22 protein-coding genes and 1 tRNA gene are annotated in these 15125 nt (G+C 64.9%); 9 read left to right on the forward strand and 14 right to left on the reverse strand.

The genetic code is table 11. The features are described from left to right. The first annotated feature begins 200 nt into the window (after positions 1–200). The 3 genes from ACJYUO_RS02180 (at position 201) to ACJYUO_RS02190 (ending at position 2260) form a co-directional block, all read left to right on the forward strand. A complete protein-coding gene (locus tag ACJYUO_RS02180; RefSeq protein WP_494343773.1) occupies positions 201–1145 on the forward strand; it encodes a WD40/YVTN/BNR-like repeat-containing protein in 945 nt (314 codons plus the stop codon). Positions 1146–1318: 173 nt separating this feature from the next. After that, positions 1319–1389, forward strand: a tRNA-Gly gene (locus ACJYUO_RS02185). A 280-nt stretch (positions 1390–1669) separates the two neighbouring features. Beyond that, positions 1670–2260, forward strand: coding sequence for a GNAT family N-acetyltransferase (locus tag ACJYUO_RS02190; protein ID WP_494343774.1), 591 nt, complete (start codon positions 1670–1672; stop codon positions 2258–2260). A 157-nt stretch (positions 2261–2417) separates the two neighbouring features. On the opposite strand, the gene ACJYUO_RS02195 is transcribed toward ACJYUO_RS02190, so the two are convergent. After that, on the reverse strand, positions 2418–3422 hold the full coding sequence (locus tag ACJYUO_RS02195) for a sulfurtransferase (RefSeq protein WP_494343775.1): 1005 nt from the start codon (positions 3420–3422) through the stop codon (positions 2418–2420). Positions 3423–3548: 126 nt separating this feature from the next. Here ACJYUO_RS02195 and fen point away from each other — a divergent pair, with 126 nt between their 5' ends. Further along, positions 3549–4526 (forward strand): flap endonuclease-1, encoded by a 978-nt coding sequence (fen, locus tag ACJYUO_RS02200; RefSeq protein WP_494343776.1) that lies wholly within the window; start codon positions 3549–3551, stop codon positions 4524–4526. Positions 4527–4658: 132 nt separating this feature from the next. Here fen and ACJYUO_RS02205 read toward each other — a convergent pair whose 3' ends face one another. Both ACJYUO_RS02205 and ACJYUO_RS02210 read right to left on the reverse strand, forming a co-directional pair. Next, on the reverse strand, positions 4659–4796 hold the full coding sequence (locus ACJYUO_RS02205; protein ID WP_494343777.1) for a hypothetical protein: 138 nt from the start codon (positions 4794–4796) through the stop codon (positions 4659–4661). 105 nt (positions 4797–4901) lie between these two features. Further along, positions 4902–5123 (reverse strand): hypothetical protein, encoded by a 222-nt coding sequence (locus ACJYUO_RS02210; protein ID WP_494343778.1) that lies wholly within the window; start codon positions 5121–5123, stop codon positions 4902–4904. A gap of 146 nt (positions 5124–5269) precedes the next feature. Between ACJYUO_RS02210 and ACJYUO_RS02215 the strand changes: the two genes are divergently transcribed. Together ACJYUO_RS02215 and ACJYUO_RS02220 are read left to right on the forward strand one after the other, a co-directional pair. Further along, on the forward strand, positions 5270–5824 hold the full coding sequence (locus tag ACJYUO_RS02215; protein ID WP_494343779.1) for a GMP synthase subunit A: 555 nt from the start codon (positions 5270–5272) through the stop codon (positions 5822–5824). 108 nt (positions 5825–5932) lie between these two features. Further along, positions 5933–6430, forward strand: a complete 498-nt coding sequence (locus ACJYUO_RS02220) for a YciE/YciF ferroxidase family protein (protein WP_494343780.1) — start codon at positions 5933–5935, stop codon at positions 6428–6430. Positions 6431–6475: 45 nt separating this feature from the next. Here the strand turns inward: ACJYUO_RS02220 and ACJYUO_RS02225 are convergent, their stop codons facing one another. The 3 genes from ACJYUO_RS02225 to ACJYUO_RS02235 all read right to left on the reverse strand — a co-directional run bounded on the left by ACJYUO_RS02225 (position 6476) and on the right by ACJYUO_RS02235 (position 8187). Next, on the reverse strand, positions 6476–6613 hold the full coding sequence (locus ACJYUO_RS02225; RefSeq protein WP_494343781.1) for a DUF7331 family protein: 138 nt from the start codon (positions 6611–6613) through the stop codon (positions 6476–6478). Positions 6614–6791: 178 nt separating this feature from the next. Then, entirely contained in the window at positions 6792–7757 is a 966-nt protein-coding gene (locus ACJYUO_RS02230; protein ID WP_494343782.1) for an alpha/beta fold hydrolase, read from the reverse strand. A gap of 1 nt (position 7758) precedes the next feature. Continuing rightward, on the reverse strand, positions 7759–8187 hold the full coding sequence (locus ACJYUO_RS02235; RefSeq protein ID WP_494343783.1) for a hypothetical protein: 429 nt from the start codon (positions 8185–8187) through the stop codon (positions 7759–7761). 181 nt (positions 8188–8368) lie between these two features. Between ACJYUO_RS02235 and ACJYUO_RS02240 the strand changes: the two genes are divergently transcribed. From ACJYUO_RS02240 to ACJYUO_RS02250, 3 genes are read left to right on the forward strand one after another with little or no spacing between them, the layout of a single operon-like run. Then, positions 8369–8875, forward strand: a complete 507-nt coding sequence (locus ACJYUO_RS02240) for an LUD domain-containing protein (RefSeq protein WP_494343784.1) — start codon at positions 8369–8371, stop codon at positions 8873–8875. A gap of 1 nt (position 8876) precedes the next feature. Continuing rightward, a complete protein-coding gene (locus ACJYUO_RS02245) occupies positions 8877–11183 on the forward strand; it encodes an LUD domain-containing protein (RefSeq protein ID WP_494343785.1) in 2307 nt (768 codons plus the stop codon). Between the two features lie 32 nt (positions 11184–11215). After that, positions 11216–11656: a hypothetical protein gene (locus ACJYUO_RS02250; RefSeq protein WP_494343786.1), complete on the forward strand. Its 441-nt coding sequence runs from the start codon at positions 11216–11218 to the stop codon at positions 11654–11656. A gap of 69 nt (positions 11657–11725) precedes the next feature. Here the strand turns inward: ACJYUO_RS02250 and ACJYUO_RS02255 are convergent, their stop codons facing one another. The 8 genes from ACJYUO_RS02255 to ACJYUO_RS02290 all read right to left on the reverse strand — a co-directional run bounded on the left by ACJYUO_RS02255 (position 11726) and on the right by ACJYUO_RS02290 (position 15036). After that, positions 11726–11983 (reverse strand): DUF3194 domain-containing protein, encoded by a 258-nt coding sequence (locus ACJYUO_RS02255; RefSeq protein ID WP_494343787.1) that lies wholly within the window; start codon positions 11981–11983, stop codon positions 11726–11728. Then, entirely contained in the window at positions 11984–12379 is a 396-nt protein-coding gene (locus tag ACJYUO_RS02260; RefSeq protein WP_494343788.1) for a prefoldin subunit beta, read from the reverse strand. 83 nt (positions 12380–12462) lie between these two features. Beyond that, positions 12463–13011 (reverse strand): DUF2243 domain-containing protein, encoded by a 549-nt coding sequence (locus ACJYUO_RS02265; protein ID WP_494343789.1) that lies wholly within the window; start codon positions 13009–13011, stop codon positions 12463–12465. Between the two features lie 135 nt (positions 13012–13146). After that, positions 13147–13413, reverse strand: a complete 267-nt coding sequence (locus ACJYUO_RS02270) for a KEOPS complex subunit Pcc1 (protein ID WP_494343790.1) — start codon at positions 13411–13413, stop codon at positions 13147–13149. 6 nt (positions 13414–13419) lie between these two features. Next, entirely contained in the window at positions 13420–13554 is a 135-nt protein-coding gene (locus ACJYUO_RS02275; RefSeq protein WP_006181151.1) for a DNA-directed RNA polymerase subunit P, read from the reverse strand. An 18-nt stretch (positions 13555–13572) separates the two neighbouring features. Further along, positions 13573–13836: an eL43 family ribosomal protein gene (locus ACJYUO_RS02280; RefSeq protein WP_006429482.1), complete on the reverse strand. Its 264-nt coding sequence runs from the start codon at positions 13834–13836 to the stop codon at positions 13573–13575. Positions 13837–13920: 84 nt separating this feature from the next. Continuing rightward, on the reverse strand, positions 13921–14127 hold the full coding sequence (locus ACJYUO_RS02285) for a hypothetical protein (RefSeq protein ID WP_494343791.1): 207 nt from the start codon (positions 14125–14127) through the stop codon (positions 13921–13923). Positions 14128–14286: 159 nt separating this feature from the next. Next, positions 14287–15036, reverse strand: coding sequence for a DUF2103 domain-containing protein (locus tag ACJYUO_RS02290; protein ID WP_494343792.1), 750 nt, complete (start codon positions 15034–15036; stop codon positions 14287–14289). Positions 15037–15125 lie beyond the last annotated feature (89 nt).

The raw sequence follows: 15125 nt of genomic DNA on the forward strand, positions 1-15125 counted from the left end.
TGTTGGTCATTTGTGCGGGAACCAATCACAATCACCGTTGGGAAGGATTTTGCGTGTTAGCCCAGTTGCGCACCGAATATCCGGCCGAGTATCAGTCACTGAGAACGGAGTAAAATAGAGTGAAACGTCCGGAATGGACTGGAATGGTCTGAAGAACGTCCGGCTTTTATGATCGTCTCGCCGCCAGCACCGGATGCGCTATGACGCGTCTCACTCGACGTTCGGCACTGAAGGCCGCAGGCGCATCGCTTGCCGCAGCTACCGTTCCCGCAACGGTTTCCGCCGCCGAGTCCGATTGGACGGTCGTCGAGACCCCGGTCGACGGCACGATCCACGACGTCGCCTACACGGCGACGAACCCGCACGCAGTCGCGGGCGCTGGACTGGTCATCGAACGCACCGCCGACGGCTGGGAGGTCGTCCTCCAAGGCGGTCCCACCGGCAACGGCAACGACCTCTACGGCGTCGACACCACCGACGATGGCGAGCGGCTCTGGTTCGTCGGCGCGAGCGGCGCAATCGGTGAGTACGACGTGACTACCGGCAACCTCATCGACCGCTCGGCACCCAACGACTTCACGGCGAACTTCAACGACATCGCCGTCACCGGCCCCGCGGGCGAAGCGGACGTGTACGTGGCCGACGATTCCGGCTCCGTTCACTACAGCTTCGACAACGGCAAAGAGGGCACGTGGAACTACGAGGTCCCCGGTAGCGGCTCCGGGCTGAAGGCGATCGAGTTCTACGACACTCGCTCGGGCCACGTCATCGACACCAACGGGAAGGTCTTCGCCACCGACGACGGCGTCACGTGGAACCCGATCGGCATCGAGGACGCCGGCGTCACCTACTACGGTCTCGACAGCGACGCCGCGGACGACATCCGCGTCAGCGGCGGCAACGCCTCCGTGTTCACCTACGACGGGAGCCAGTGGGTCCCCGAGAGCCTCGGCGACGCCGCCCTCTTCGACATCGAGACCGATGCCGGCACCGGCTACACGGTCGGCAGCGGCGGCGCGGTCTTCGAACTCGAGGACGGCACGTGGACCCGCAACGAGACGCCGGTCGGCGAGAACCTCCAGGCCGTCGCTACCGGTTCCGTCGACATCGTCGTCGGCTCCTCGGGTGCCCTCCTCGAGCGATAGCGTTCCCAAGCACCGACCTGTCGCAGCCGTTTCGTAATCGACCCCACCCATCCACTACTCGACGTGACGCCGTTTTCTGGCCCGAACCGCTCAACCGATACCGGCCGAATCGCGAGCGAGGACTCGAGTGGAAAAGGAAGAGCCTTAAACGTGGGACGAAAACCGGGAAGTGCGCGCGGATGGTCTAGTGGTAGGACCTGAGCCTTCCAAGCTCATGGCCCGGGTTCAAATCCCGGTCCGCGCATTTCTGCTGCGAGCAATATCGCGAGCAGCAGAACTCGTAGAGGGATTTGAAGCACGCGAGTCGCAGCACCCGAGCAATGCGAGGGTGATCGTCTCGCAGTCGGGTTCAAATCCCGGTCCGCGCACCCCTCACGTCTTCTCTCGTTTGTTTTCCCGGTTTCCAGCAATGACCCGACCATGCTGACCCCTTCGGTGTCACTGAACCGGGACGGAACCGTGCCGAAGCCGACGCGGAACGGCTCGACCCGTGCATTGTAGTGGCTCGCTCGCCAAGCGCTCTCGTGGAGTACGAACTGCTCGAGTGGCCGCCTGACGGTCCCAAGCTTCGACTCGATCACGAACGGTTCAGCTACGCCGGGAAGTTTGTCATGACGAATACGGGGAAGGCGGTGGCTCGAGCCGAGGACGGCCGGATCGTCGCGGCCGTCGCGTTCAACGAGGACCGCACGGATAGCGACACGCTGTGGCTGCGCTACGTGACCGTCGACCGCGAGCGCCGCGGCGAGGGGATCGGCCCGCGACTCTGTCGGCTGGTCCGCGATCGGGCCCTCGAGCGCGGCTACGACCGGCTCCGGATCGCCGTCAACAACCCCTTCGCCTACGAGGCGCTCTACCGGACCGACTTCGCCTACACCGGCGAGACGACGGGCATCGCCGAACTGATCCTCGAGTATCCGGGCCCGGACACCGACGCGGATCCGGATGTGGACTCGAGTCCGAGCGCGGAGGCAGACGCGAACCGGACCGCACGCGAGCGCTATCAGGCCGGTCTCGAGGAGTACCGCGCTCGTGACCTTTCTGCAGACGAAGAGGCGTTCCTCGAGTCTCGGCGCGGCAGCGAGCCGCCCGACCTCGAGTTACGCGACGACTGAGGACCGAGTCGATCGGTCGGCAGAAGGAGAGCACCGTTATCACGGAGAGTGCAGCGAACCGATCCCCCGGCCGGGCCCGATTGCGACGAGCAGAAATGTCCGTTCAACGCCCCGCTCGATCACGGGCTCGCCGAGGAGTTCCGAGAGGACGCCGTCTTCACGCGAAGGTATCGATCACTGTTCCCGTCCCCTCTCCAGTCGTGTAGTAGTAGCCGTCGTCTTCGGACAGCGTGCCCCAGTCGTTCCAACTCCCCTCGTAGTTCCGGACGGTTTCCCATCCGAGCTGTTCCATGACGAACCAGCCGACGGAGCCGCGGACGGCGGTCGAACAGTACGATATCGTCTCTTCGGTCGGATCGAGTCCGGCCTCCTCGAGCCACAGCCGTTCGAGGGCGTCCGGCGAGCGTAACCGGTCGCCGCCGTCGACGAGGTTCTGCGTGAAATCGATGTTTATCGCCCCGGTGATGTGGCCGTACCGGTTGACTTCGTCGTCTTTCTCCGTCCCGACGTACTCCGCAGGCGACCGATTATCGACGAGTTGGACGTCCGCGCCGTCCTCGCGGACGTTGTCGGCGACGCGTTCGCGGGTCGCGATCACGTCCGTCTCGAGTTCGGGAACATAGCTGCCAGTAGCGGGGTCGGGCGTCCCGGTTTCGGTTTCGCCGTCGGCGTCTTCCCAGACCGCATAGCCCCCGTCGAGCAGGGAAGCAGCTCCGTCGTGACCGATCGCGCGAAGCGTATAGATTGCGTAGGTTTCCCACAGGTTCGATCCCTGGCCGTAGACTACCACGTCGTCGTCGGGCTCGATGCCGGCGTCAGCGACGATGTCCGCGATTACCTCCGGCGAGGCCTCGTAGCCGTCGTCTGTCTCCGCGTAGTGATCCCGCATCAGTTCGGTATCCGGGAGCCGGTGTGCCCCAGCGATGTGGCCGCCGGTGAACGCCCTTTCGTCTCTGATATCGAGGAGTTTGACGCCCTCGAGATTGTCTTCGAGCCACATGCTGTCGACGACCGTATCGAACTCGTCGGCCGCCGGCGTCGTATACAGCGCCGGCTCGTCGTCCCCGTTCGCTCCGAGACAGCCCGCAAGCGAGAGCGCACCGGCAACCGTGCCCGTCGATCGCAGAACCGTCCGTCGGCCGTATCGCTGATTCGAATCCACGTTCACTCCGTTACTGGTGGTCTGAGCGCAAAAACGTAGTGCTGGGGGCGCGATATCCAGGACCGATCACGCGAGCCCCGTCCGGAAGCCAACGATTCAAATCCCGGTCCGCCCAAATGACCCGCAATGGGAAACGCCGCACTTCGGGACATCGCCGTCATCGAGGAGATTCCCTTCGAGGACATCGAGGGGACCGTCGCCGTCGACGCGCACAACTGGCTCTACCGGTATCTGACGACGACTGTCAAGTGGACCGACAGCACGACGTACACGACCGGCGACGGCACTGAGGTCGCCAATCTCGTCGGGATCGTTCAAGGCCTGCCCAAGTTCTTCGAACACGACATCACGCCGGTAATGGTCTTCGACGGCGGCCCCTCCGAACTGAAAGACGACGAGATCGAGTCCCGCCGCGAACAGCGCCGGAGCTACGAAGAGCAACTCGAGACCGCCCGCGAGGAAGGCGATTCGGTCGCCATCGCGCAACTCGAGTCCCGGACCCAGCGGCTGACCCCGACGATTCAGGAGACCAGCCGCGAACTCCTCCGGCTGCTCGACGTGCCGATCGTCGAAGCGCCGGCGGAGGGCGAGGCCCAGGCCGCCCACATGGTCAAGCGGGGCGACGCCGACTACGTCGGCTCCGAGGACTACGACGCCCTCCTCTTTGGCTCCCCGCTTACCCTGCGCCAACTGACGAGCAAGGGGGATCCCGAGCTGATGGATCTCGAGGCCACGCTGGCCCACCACGAACTGACTCTCGAGCAGTTGATCGACGCGGCCATCCTCATTGGGACGGACTTCAACGAGGGCGTTGACGGGATCGGGCCGAAGACGGCAATTTCGGCAATCACCGAATACGGCGACCTCTGGAGTGTGCTCGAGGCGCGGGGCGACCACGTCGAGTACGGCGACCGGGTTCGGCAACTGTTCCGCGACCCCGACGTGACCGACGACTACGAGTTCGACGTGAGCGTCGATCCGGACCTCGAGGCCGCACGGGAGTACGTCACCGACGAGTGGGGCGTCGACGCCGACGAGGTCGCACGCGGCTTCGAACGCATCGAGGAGAGCGTAACGCAGACGGGCCTGGATCGATGGACGTGACCGCGGGCGCTCACGCCCGGCGAATCCGGACAGCCCGGGCAAGTACAAAAAGTCGTCATCTCGCTCGAGTGAGCCGGCCGTTCGGTCGTGACAAGCGAGAAAACGAGTACGAGACAGTTGGTAATTTCGTCGCTACAGAGCCGAGAAGACGAGCCACGGCACGACGAACATCGCCACCGTCAGCACGGCGAGGATCAGTCCGTAGCCGATACCCGTTCCCACCACAGTGAGCCACGCCGGATGGTCGAAGTCGCTCAGATCGACAGCCATGTCACTGTCATCCGGTGATGTACGCATAAACGTACCGGAACGGCGGTTCACGGGTTGCATCGGTGGATTCGATATCGGGGCTCGAGCAACCCAGTCGTCCGTCGATTACCGGTAGATGTTCCCATACCGCTCGCGGTACTCCTTGAGGGCGAGTCTGGCCGTGCGTCGCGAACTGAATCCGAAGCCGACCGCCTCGCAGGACTCGTCGTCGCACTCCCACCGGAACGTTTCGGAACCGGGATCCCTCGAGACCGAAACGTCCGTCTCGCACAGCGGACAGGTCCATCCCCACCGCATATCGCCGGCATCGACACTCGGGCGATTCATTCTACGTCGGGATTGTAGTGACCATTGAAAAGCCCGCGCCTCGAGTCGTGCATCGCTTATCACGGGGCGGCGAGAGCGCCCGCTCGCTCACGAGTCGAGCGCGGTTTTCGGACCGTTTTTACCGAGTGAGCCGCTACGAGCACGCAATGACGAAGATCGTCGTGGTGGACAACCACGGACAGTTCACCCACTTGGAACGCCGAGCGCTCCGCGACCTCGGCGTCGACACGGAACTGATCGACAACGACACGCCGCCCGAAGACGTCGACGCCGACGGCGTCGTCCTCTCGGGTGGCCCCGACATGGATCGGATCGGCGCGTCGGCCGAGTACCTCGAGGCCGATATCCCCGTCCTCGGCATCTGTCTGGGAATGCAACTGATCGCAGCGGAACTCGGCGGCCGCGTCGGCGGCGGCGAGTACGGCGGCTACGCGGACGTCAGCGTCGACATCGTCGACGACGAGGACCCGCTAACCGGTTCGCTACACCCAGAAACCCGCGTCTGGGCGAGTCACGCCGACGAAGTCAAAGAACTGCCCGACGGTTTCGAACTGACCGCGAGAAGCGACGTCTGTGACGTCGAAGCGATGAGCGACACCGACCGCAACCTCTACGGCGTCCAGTGGCACCCCGAGGTCGCCCACACCGAGGAGGGCGACGAGATCTTCGAGAACTTCGTGGCGATCTGCGAAGCGCAGTAGTCCCAGTTCCACCGCGCCACCGCAACAAAACCGCCAGCAGCCGGCGACCGTCTCATCTGCAAGCCACCCGCTTATTGAAATCAGGGCTGTCCACTCGGAGGAGAGCACATGACTATCGACTCAACCGAAGACCTCTTCGTAGACGGCCTGAAACACGCGTATTACACCGAGCAGCAACTCGTCGAGGCCCTCGACGAACTCGAGCGGACCGCCTCGATCGAGGCGCTCAAGTCGGGCTTCGCCGAGCACCGCGAGGAGACCCAAAACCACGTCGAGCGCATCGAAGACGTGTTCGAGCAACTCGACGCCGACGCGGAAGCCGAGACGGATCCGGTCGTCGACGGGATGATCGAGGCCCACGAGGAGTTCATGGACAAGGATCCCAGTCAGGAGGCCATCGACCGATTCAACATCGCCGCCGGCCAGAAGTCCGAACACTACGAGATCGCCGTCTACGGGAAACTCATCCCGATGGCGGACCAGCTCGGCATGGACGATGTCGCGGATACCTTAGAAGAGACGCTGCGCGAAGAGCAGGACGAACTCGACAGCCTTTCGCAAATGGGCGAGGAGTTCGATTACGGCGAGCTGACGGTCTCCGAGTAACGCCGCCGCGTCTCCGGTATTTTTCGAGACCACACGGGGAGACGGTCAGGTCTGCCAAGCGACCGAGAGCGTCGTGTCCGACTCGATCCAAGCCGCGTCGTTCGTCGTATCGAAGATGCGAACGATCCCGTCGTCCGTCTCTCGTTCGCCGTATCGGCCGGGTCGGGACGTCGTTTCCGTCATTGGGGCTGTCCCTGAGAACTAGACACACACGGCATAGGTCTTGTGTCTCGTCGGGGGCGACGCCTCGCCCGGCCGAACGAACGGCGGACGAACCGGAACGGTATCGATCCTCGATTCGCTCGAGACGGTGAAAACGGGCGGCCGGTAAATCGAGCGGGCGGAACGGGGAGACCGGGAACTACTCGGCCGGTTTCTCTCGCGCCGGACCCCGCTGGTGGAGTTCGATCCCGACGTCGTCGGGCTCGAGAACGTCGGGAAGGTCCTCGTCTCGGTTGCCGGTAACGTCGGCGAGCACTTCCGCGATGTAGGCGTTGAACAGCTCGGGGTGTTCGCTCATCGGGAAGTGACCGATCTCGGCGAGTTCGATCGCGGTCGCGCCCTCGCCGATCCCCTCGGCCGTCTGGCGGCCGTCCTCGGGCGTGGTCAGGTAGTCGTACTCGCCGTTGGCGATGTAGAGGGGGCACTCGTCGGCGTTGACCTGATCGAGCTTGTCGCGGTAGTCGTGGTCCACGGAGTAGTAGTAGAGGTCGCCCTTGAAGACGCCCGTCGCGCCCTGCTCGTAGAGGTACATCGTCTCTCGTCGCGCCCGTTCGGGGCTCTGGGGTGCCATCAGCCCCCAGCAGGCGTAGGCATTAACCTCCGTCGTGTTCACCTCGGGATGGTCGAGCCAGTCGATGTAGAAGCCCGGGCTGTGCGCGCCGCACTCGAGGCCGATCAGCGCCCGAAATCGCTCGGGGTACCAGTCGGCCAGTTCGAGCGCGATGTTGCCGCCCATGCTCGAGCCCATGTAGATGGGGTCCTCGAGCTCGAGCGCGTCGGCGAGGTTCACGAGCGTCTCGGTGAATTTCTCGGCGGTCATCGTGTAGTCCTCGGTCCACCACTCCTGCGTGGTCGGGGGGACCGACTTCCCGTGATAGGGCAGGTCGTGGGCGATGACGCGGAACTCCTCGGTGAGCTCCTCGTCGGTCAGGAGGTGGCGCCACTCCTGGCAGTTGTTCCCGGCCGTGTGCTGGCAGAGCAGCGGGATCCCGTCTTCGGGGCCGTTCTCCTCGAAGTAGATCCGATGGTCGACGCCCTCGACCTCTACGTGGACGTACGATCCGCTGATCGGCTCGACGTCGCCCGGCTGGTACGCCTCGGACATTTCAGCTCCCTCCGTCGTTGTGCGCGACGCGCATCAGATCGAGCGTTCGCTGGAACGCGCGCAGGTGCTGGAAGATCCGCTTGTTGTCGCCGGTCAACTGCAGGTGGCCGTCCTCGTTGCGAACCGCGGTTCGATAGTGCGACGCGATGATCTCGTGGTTGAAGGCGGGCGGCGTCTCCTGAACGAACTCCTCCCAGGTCTCGCGGTCGCCCTCGACGCCGAACGACCACTGGTGGTTCATCGTCGGGTTGGGGACAAGGTTCTCGATCTCGCCGCCGTCCATCTCGAGGAGGACCCGTTCGTCCCCGATCTCGACGTAGAAGTTCTCCGAGAACTGCTGGTGTCCCCGGACATCCATCTCCGGATCGCTGTTGACCGTCTCCTTGTACGACTCCCACCACTCGTGGGTGCCGAGTTCCGTGTCGTTCATAGGTACCACGTCGTCTCTCCCCCGAACGACCGTTTGTAGTTCACACAATGATACCCGATAGTTCGAACGCAAATACAACAGTCAAATCGCGTTCGATTAGCGAGCAGCGGATCGAAAGTCGACGACCGCCACGCCGGATCGACCGTCAGTCTCTTGCCCGTTCGCCCGGATGTGAGTGACGATGACAGTCGACACTATCGGTCGATTCGAACGCGCGCTCGAGGGACTCGAGGTGGGGTTCGAGCGCGTTGTGGCCGACGACGCGAGCGAGCGGATCGACGCGGTCGCCGATCCGCCGGCCGTCGGCGCGGCGCTTCCCTACGAGGGCGTCTCGCTTCCCGAAGCGGTAACGACCGAGCCGACGACCGCCGACCTCGAGGCGGCACGGACGGGCGTCACTCCGGTCGGGTTCGCCATCGCGGAGTACGGCAGCGTCGCCGTGGAGTCGACGGCCGACGGCGCGGAACCGATCGCCGTCTACCCGGAACGCCACGTCGCGGTCGTCGCGGAGAGCGATGTCGTCCCGAATCTTAGCGCCGGCTTCGACCGTCTCGCGGACGGGTTCGACGCGGGACGGGACAGCGTCGTCTTCGCGACCGGCCGGAGCGCGACGGCGGACATGGGCGACCTCGTCCACGGCGTCCACGGTCCCGGCGAGGTCCACGTAATCGTCCTGGAGGATCGATAGGATGGCCCAGCGCACGCGCTCCGAGCGGGCCGAGCGGATCCGACACCTGCTCGAGACCGAGGGGCCGGCGATCCACGCACAGGCGAGCGCCTCGAACGACCGCCGGAAAGAGACCTACGGCGGGACCGACGAGCTTGAGACGTTGCGAGCCGACGCGCGGGCGATCAAGGAAGACGCCATCGAGCGGCTGCCCGAGTTGATCGAGACGGTCCGGGCGGCCGTCGAAGCCAACGGCGGCACCGTCTACGTGGCGGACGACGCCGCGGACGCGAACGCGTACGTGGCAGACGTAGTCCAGAGCGAGGCCACAGGCAGTGCCGATGTCGACGCGGCGGCCGCGGAGCCGTCGGTCGTCAAATCCAAATCGATGACGACCGAGGAGATCGATCTCAACGAGGGCCTCGAGGAAGCGGGCATCGATGTCACGGAGACCGATCTCGGCGAGTGGGTGTTGCAAGTCGCCGACGACACGCCCTCCCACATCGTCGGCCCGGCGATGCACCTCGATCGCGGGCAGATCGCCGACCTGTTCAACGAGCGGTTCGACCCCGACGAACCGTTCGAGACGGCAGAAGAACTGACCCGGTTCGCCCGGGACCACCTCGGCGAGATCATCACCGAGGCCGACGTGGGGATCACCGGCGCGAACTTCGTCGTGGCCGAGAGCGGGACGATCACGCTCATCACGAACGAGGGCAACGCCCGCAAGTGTGCGGTGACCCCCGACACCCACGTCGCGATCGCGGGCGTCGAGAAACTGATCCCGACGCTGTCGGACCTCGAGCCCTTCGTCGATCTGATCGCCAAGAGCGCGACGGGGCAGCCGATCTCGCAGTACGTGACGATGCTGTCCCCGCCAACCGACTCACCGACGTTGGATTTCGAGTCGCCGGACGAGCCGATTACAGGTGGCAGTGACGAGGCGACCGATGAACCCGGGAACCCGGACCGCGACTTCCACCTCGTCTTGCTGGACAACGGCCGCACGGACATGCGAGAGGACGACCAGCTCCGGGAGACGCTGTACTGCATCCGCTGTGGGGCCTGTTCGAACTCGTGTGCGAACTTCCAGTCGGTCGGCGGCCACGGCTTCGGCGGTGAGACCTATTCGGGCGGGATCGCGACCGGCTGGGAAGCCGGCGTCCACGGCCAGGAATCCGCAGCAGAGTTCAACGACCTCTGTACCGGCTGTACGCGCTGTGTCGATGCCTGCCCGGTGAAGATCGACATCCCGTGGATCAATACCGTCGTCCGGGATCGGATCAACCGCAGCGGCGACGCGGAGTCGTACGACTTCCTCGTCGACGGGCTCACACCCGACGAGGAAGGAGGCGGCTTCGACCCCGGCAAGCGCTTCTTCGGCAACATCGGCACCGTCGCGAAGGCCGCTAGCGCGACCGCGCCCGTCTCGAACTGGCTCGCCGACGCCGGCCCCGTCCGCACAGCCCTCGAGCACGCTCTCGGAATCGACCGCCGGCGAGACCTGCCGACGTTCCGGCGGGAGTCACTCGTCGACTGGTTCGAGGGTCGAGGGGGCTTTGCCGGCTCGAAAAAGCGAGCAGCGCGGGCCGCTCGAGACGGCGGGGTCGAGATCGACCGCGAAGTCGTCTGCTACCCGGACGTCTACACGAACTACGTCGACACGGAGCGCGGGAAAGCCGCGGTCAGGACGCTCGAGACGCTGGGCGTTCCGGTTCGGGTTCCAGACCTGCCCGAGAGCGGTCGGGCGGCGCTCTCTCAGGGGATGATCGCGACGGCGGACCGGCAGGCCAGCCGGCTCTTCGGCGCGCTGGCCGAGGACATCGATGCCGGCCGGGACGTGGTCGTCATCGAACCCTCGGATCTGGCGGCCATGCACCGCGAGTACGAGCGCCTGCTCCCCGAGCGGTCGTTCGATCGGCTCTGCGAGAACAGCTACGAGATCTGCGAGTACGTCTACGGCCTGCTCGAGAACGGGGCCGACCCTGATTCTCTGTCGACTGGCGACGGAGCGGAGCCGGTCGCCTACCACTCCCACTGCCAACAGCGCACGCTCGACCTCGAGGCACCGACCGTGGCCGCCCTCGATCGCTGTGGCTACGCGCCCGAGACTTCCGACGCCGAATGTTGTGGCATGGCCGGCTCCTTCGGCTACAAGCAGGAGTACTACGAACTGAGTATGGATGTCGGCGAGCGGCTGGCGACACAGGTCGAGGGCGCGGAAACCGTCGTGGCGTCCGGAACGTCGTGTGGCGATCAGCTCGAGGCGTTGCTCGAGCGCGAGGTTCCGCATCCGATCGAGTTGCTCGCACCCGGCTCTCGGCGGTAGGGAACGAAACTCGAGCCCGCACAGGTAATAGAATGACTTCGGCATCCATCTACGACCATTTCCGCCCGACCGATAGCGACTACTCCAACGGAATCTACCGCGTCGTCGGAACGAGCGGAGAGACCGTGACACTACTCCGTGTCGGGGACGCTGATGGCAGACGAGTCAACACCGGAGAGATCGTGACGGTCTCAGAGGCCGACCTCGAGGGGTTCGAGCCGGCCGAAAACCCGGACGGAAACCGCCCGTTCGGAAACGCCGTTGCGTCGACACTCGAGATGGGGTACTGGTCGCTTCGGGCCTTCGGGCAGCAACTGGTCGCGCGGCCGCTCCCCGCCGCAATCGCCGGACTGCTCGTCGTCGTGGGCGTCGGCGGTGAACAAATTGGATCCATCCCGGAGATCCTACTCAGTGCGCTGATACTCATTGGTGCCCTCGGGCTCGCAGTCATCGGGAGCGGCCGGTTCCGGTAGAGAGGGCTCACGACTCGAGCGGGCCGCTCACCAGAACAGGAGGACAGCGACTCGAAACGCGGCCGCGTGTTATGCCTCGAACAGTTCGTCGACCGCGTGTCGCGCCGCGAGCGCGGCGTCGTCGGCGATCTGTTCGGGGTCGGGATCGGCCTCGTCGTCCGCGGGCGCGTTGAGGTAGACGTCGACCTCGAGGACGCCGTCCTCGAAAACGACGGTCACGTCGTAATCGCGCACCTCGGACTGTTTGTACTGTGAAAAGATGACGCCTTCCGCGGCGTCGGCCGCCGTCTGGACGACGGTCTCGTCCGACGGCTCGTCAGTCGGCATTTACGCGCCGCCAGCGCCCGGGCCGCCGGGGCCGGCCGGACCGCCGCCCATGCCGCCGCCGAGCAGGTCCTCGAGTTCCTCCTGCAGGCTCTCGAACTGGTCCTGGACGCGCTCTTCTTGTTTCTCGAGGGTCTCGAGACGGATTTCGAGGGAGTCGACCTTGTCCTCGAGGTCCTCTTCGGCCTGATCGTAATCGGTCTCGACGAGGAGTTCGCCGACGTTTCGGTACATCGTCGTTCCCTCGTCGATGTTCTCGAGTTCGTCCAGAGCGTTCTGGGCCTCGGTGAGACTCGATTCGGCTTCCTGTTTCTGGACGGCGACTTCCTGTGCCGTCTCCTGTAGGTCCTGAAGCTGCTCGATTTTCTCCTGTGCCTCGGGCGGCAGGTTTCCTTGCATATCTCGACCGTCGCCCTCCGGACTGATAAAGACCAGCTTTGTCTTCCGGTCGGCGGCGGAGCCGGCAGCCGGTCGGGTCGGCTTTAGTTCGACCCGCGTCCGTCCGTTGTGACCGCGTCGTCGCCCGCTGTCGGCGTCGCAGCGCTGTCGGTCCGGATCACGAGATAGCCCCCGACGAGGAAGAGCACGCCCCAGAGCAGAAAGGCCGCGTCCCAGAGGATGATCGGGCCGGGGCCGGCGGGCCAGACGTGGTGCAGTCCGAGCAGGTGGTGATCGACGACACCCTCGACCACGTTGAACACGCCCCAGCCCATGATCACCGCACCGAACAGCGTTCGCCCGGAGTTCGGGACCGAGTGGAACCGCCACGCTCGAGAGAGCAACACGACGCCGGTGATCGTAAAGACGTACGTCGCGAGGTGAAAGAGCCCGTCTGCCATCACGTTGAGCTCTAGGTCGGTCGCGATACTCGAGTCGGGGTAGGACGAGAGCATGTGATGGATCTGGAGGATCTGGTGAAAGACGATCCCGTCGAAGAAGCCACCCAGACCGATCCCGAGCGCGAGTCCGGCGATCACCAGCGGCTTGGCGTCCCGGCGCAGTCCGAGCCACGTTCCCTCCCGTTCGGCCATACCGTCGGTTCGGAAACGAGGGTAAAGACCGCGCTGCCTGCCCGTACAGGGTCGGGTCGGCGTGATCGCTCGAGATGCGATCGGCTACGGGACGAGGACCTATCGATAGAGACCAATCAGACGGAGGCCGCGATCTTAGTCCGACTCGAGAACCGCTGCGCCCACGTCGGCGGTCCGTTCCGCGACGTCAATTAGTGAAAACCACGTGTTCAGCGCCGCTCGGAGCGCGATGACATCGTCGGCATCGATCTCGACATAAATACGAGTGCCTTCCCGGTCGATAGTCGTCTGTGAGCGCTCGTCGTCGATTTCGCCGATTTCGCGGGCGACGCTCTCGGCGACGAGTCGAGCACGCGACGGCGTCTCGTAGTCGAACTCGAGGGTCGCGTCGTGAGAAGGCACGCGCGGTTACTGGACGTCGACTTCCTTGACGTCGCGGCTGCGTTCTTTCAGGAGCACGCGGTGGCCGCAGTAGGGACAGCGGACGCCGCCGTACTCGTCGAGCTGGACGTCGCGTTTACAGCGAGAGCATTTGTAACTCATGCGGGACCTGAAGACGCGTTATTCGTCGTCCTCTGCGAGGGCAGCGCGAATGGAGCGCTGGACGGTGCGGCCGGCGGGGGTTTCCGGACGGTACGCGCCGCCGGTGAAGACCTCGCCGGTCTCCTCGTTCTTCCAGATGCCGGTGCCGACGCGGGTGACGTCGTCGCCGTCGACTTCCGCGTTTTCCATGTCGTCTTCGATCTCGCTGACGCGACGTCGTGCGACGCGGCCGTAGCGGGCGCCGAAGCGGCCAGCGCTACCGACCTGTCCTTTCTTGGCCATAGTAGTGCTCACTACCGCCAGCGGATTCTTAAACCTGTTGAGTCGTGACGGCTCTCGCGGGCTGCCGATGCCTCGCCGATCCGATCACGACCCGCCGACTCGCTCGGCGACCGGCCACGCCAGCAGTTCGAGAAAGACGAGCGCTAGCGCAGCGAGGTAGCCGGCGATCGCAAGCGGCGCGGTAAGCAGTCCCGGGCTGATACTCGGGGCCGCGAGCAGCGTCCGAACCGCGAGACCGCTCGTCGCCAACAGCGGAATCAGGGTCAGGACGGCGTCCGGTCGCTCGAGCATGGCTAATTATATCTAATTACGGCCGTCCCGATAAGGCTCGGACAACCAGCAGCAACTGTCACTGCCATCGGCTCGACACAATATTTGCCTCGAGAGTCTCCCGATCGCGGAATCGACATCGATGGCTAGCGGTCCGTGTCGACGGCGGGCGACGAGTGGCTACTGGAACTCCGCCTCTGCGAGCACGTCGTTGAGATCGTCTCGAATTCGCTCGCCCATCTCCCGGTCGCGAGCGGTCGTCACGACACGGTTTTCCTGTACGCTCGAGCCGTCTCGCAAGAGCATGCGAACGTTGCCGCCATCGTCGGCCCGAGTCACCTTCGCGCGCATGCCGGATTGGGAGCCCTTCCCGCCGGCGTCGATGGGGCCCGGAATCACCTTCTTGACGTGGGGGTGATCCGCGACGGCGTGAATAGCCCGCATTCCTGTCCGGCCGCCGATCAGCGTCGAGTGACTGCCGCTGATCTTCTCGGCCGGCGGCGTCTCGACCACGTCGAGCGCGCGAGACCCGCGGCGCTCGAGGACCGCTGCCACGGGTTCGTCCTCGTCGACGCGGTAGAACGGGTGGTGAACGTCGTCGCGGACGGCGCGAATCACCGCTCGCACGCCGCCGGCGTAGACCTCTTCGGGGCGTTTTCGCCGGATCTCGTCGCCGATCAGCCCCGCGAAGTTCCGGAGTTCGATCGGCTCGTTTTCGCCCTCCTCCGGCGTCGTCGTGATCGTCGTCTCGCCGAGAACCTGTTCGTCGGCGTCTCGATCGGCCGGTTCGTCGGGTTCGCCGGCGAGCATCGTGATGGTCGCCCTGTCGCGTGCCGCCTCGAGGACGATCGCCTCGGTGTTTGCCTCCCGGCAGACCAGACAGAAGTCCCCGGGTTTCTCGAGCGGCGACGTGCAGTGACGACACTCCATATCGACGCATCGGGAGACACAGGTAAAACAGGCCTGTTTTCGACGGCGATGGGAGTCGGAGCCGTTTCACGCGACGAACGCGCCGGAAT

The sequence above is a fragment of the Natrinema sp. CRL1 genome, from assembly GCF_059162405.1.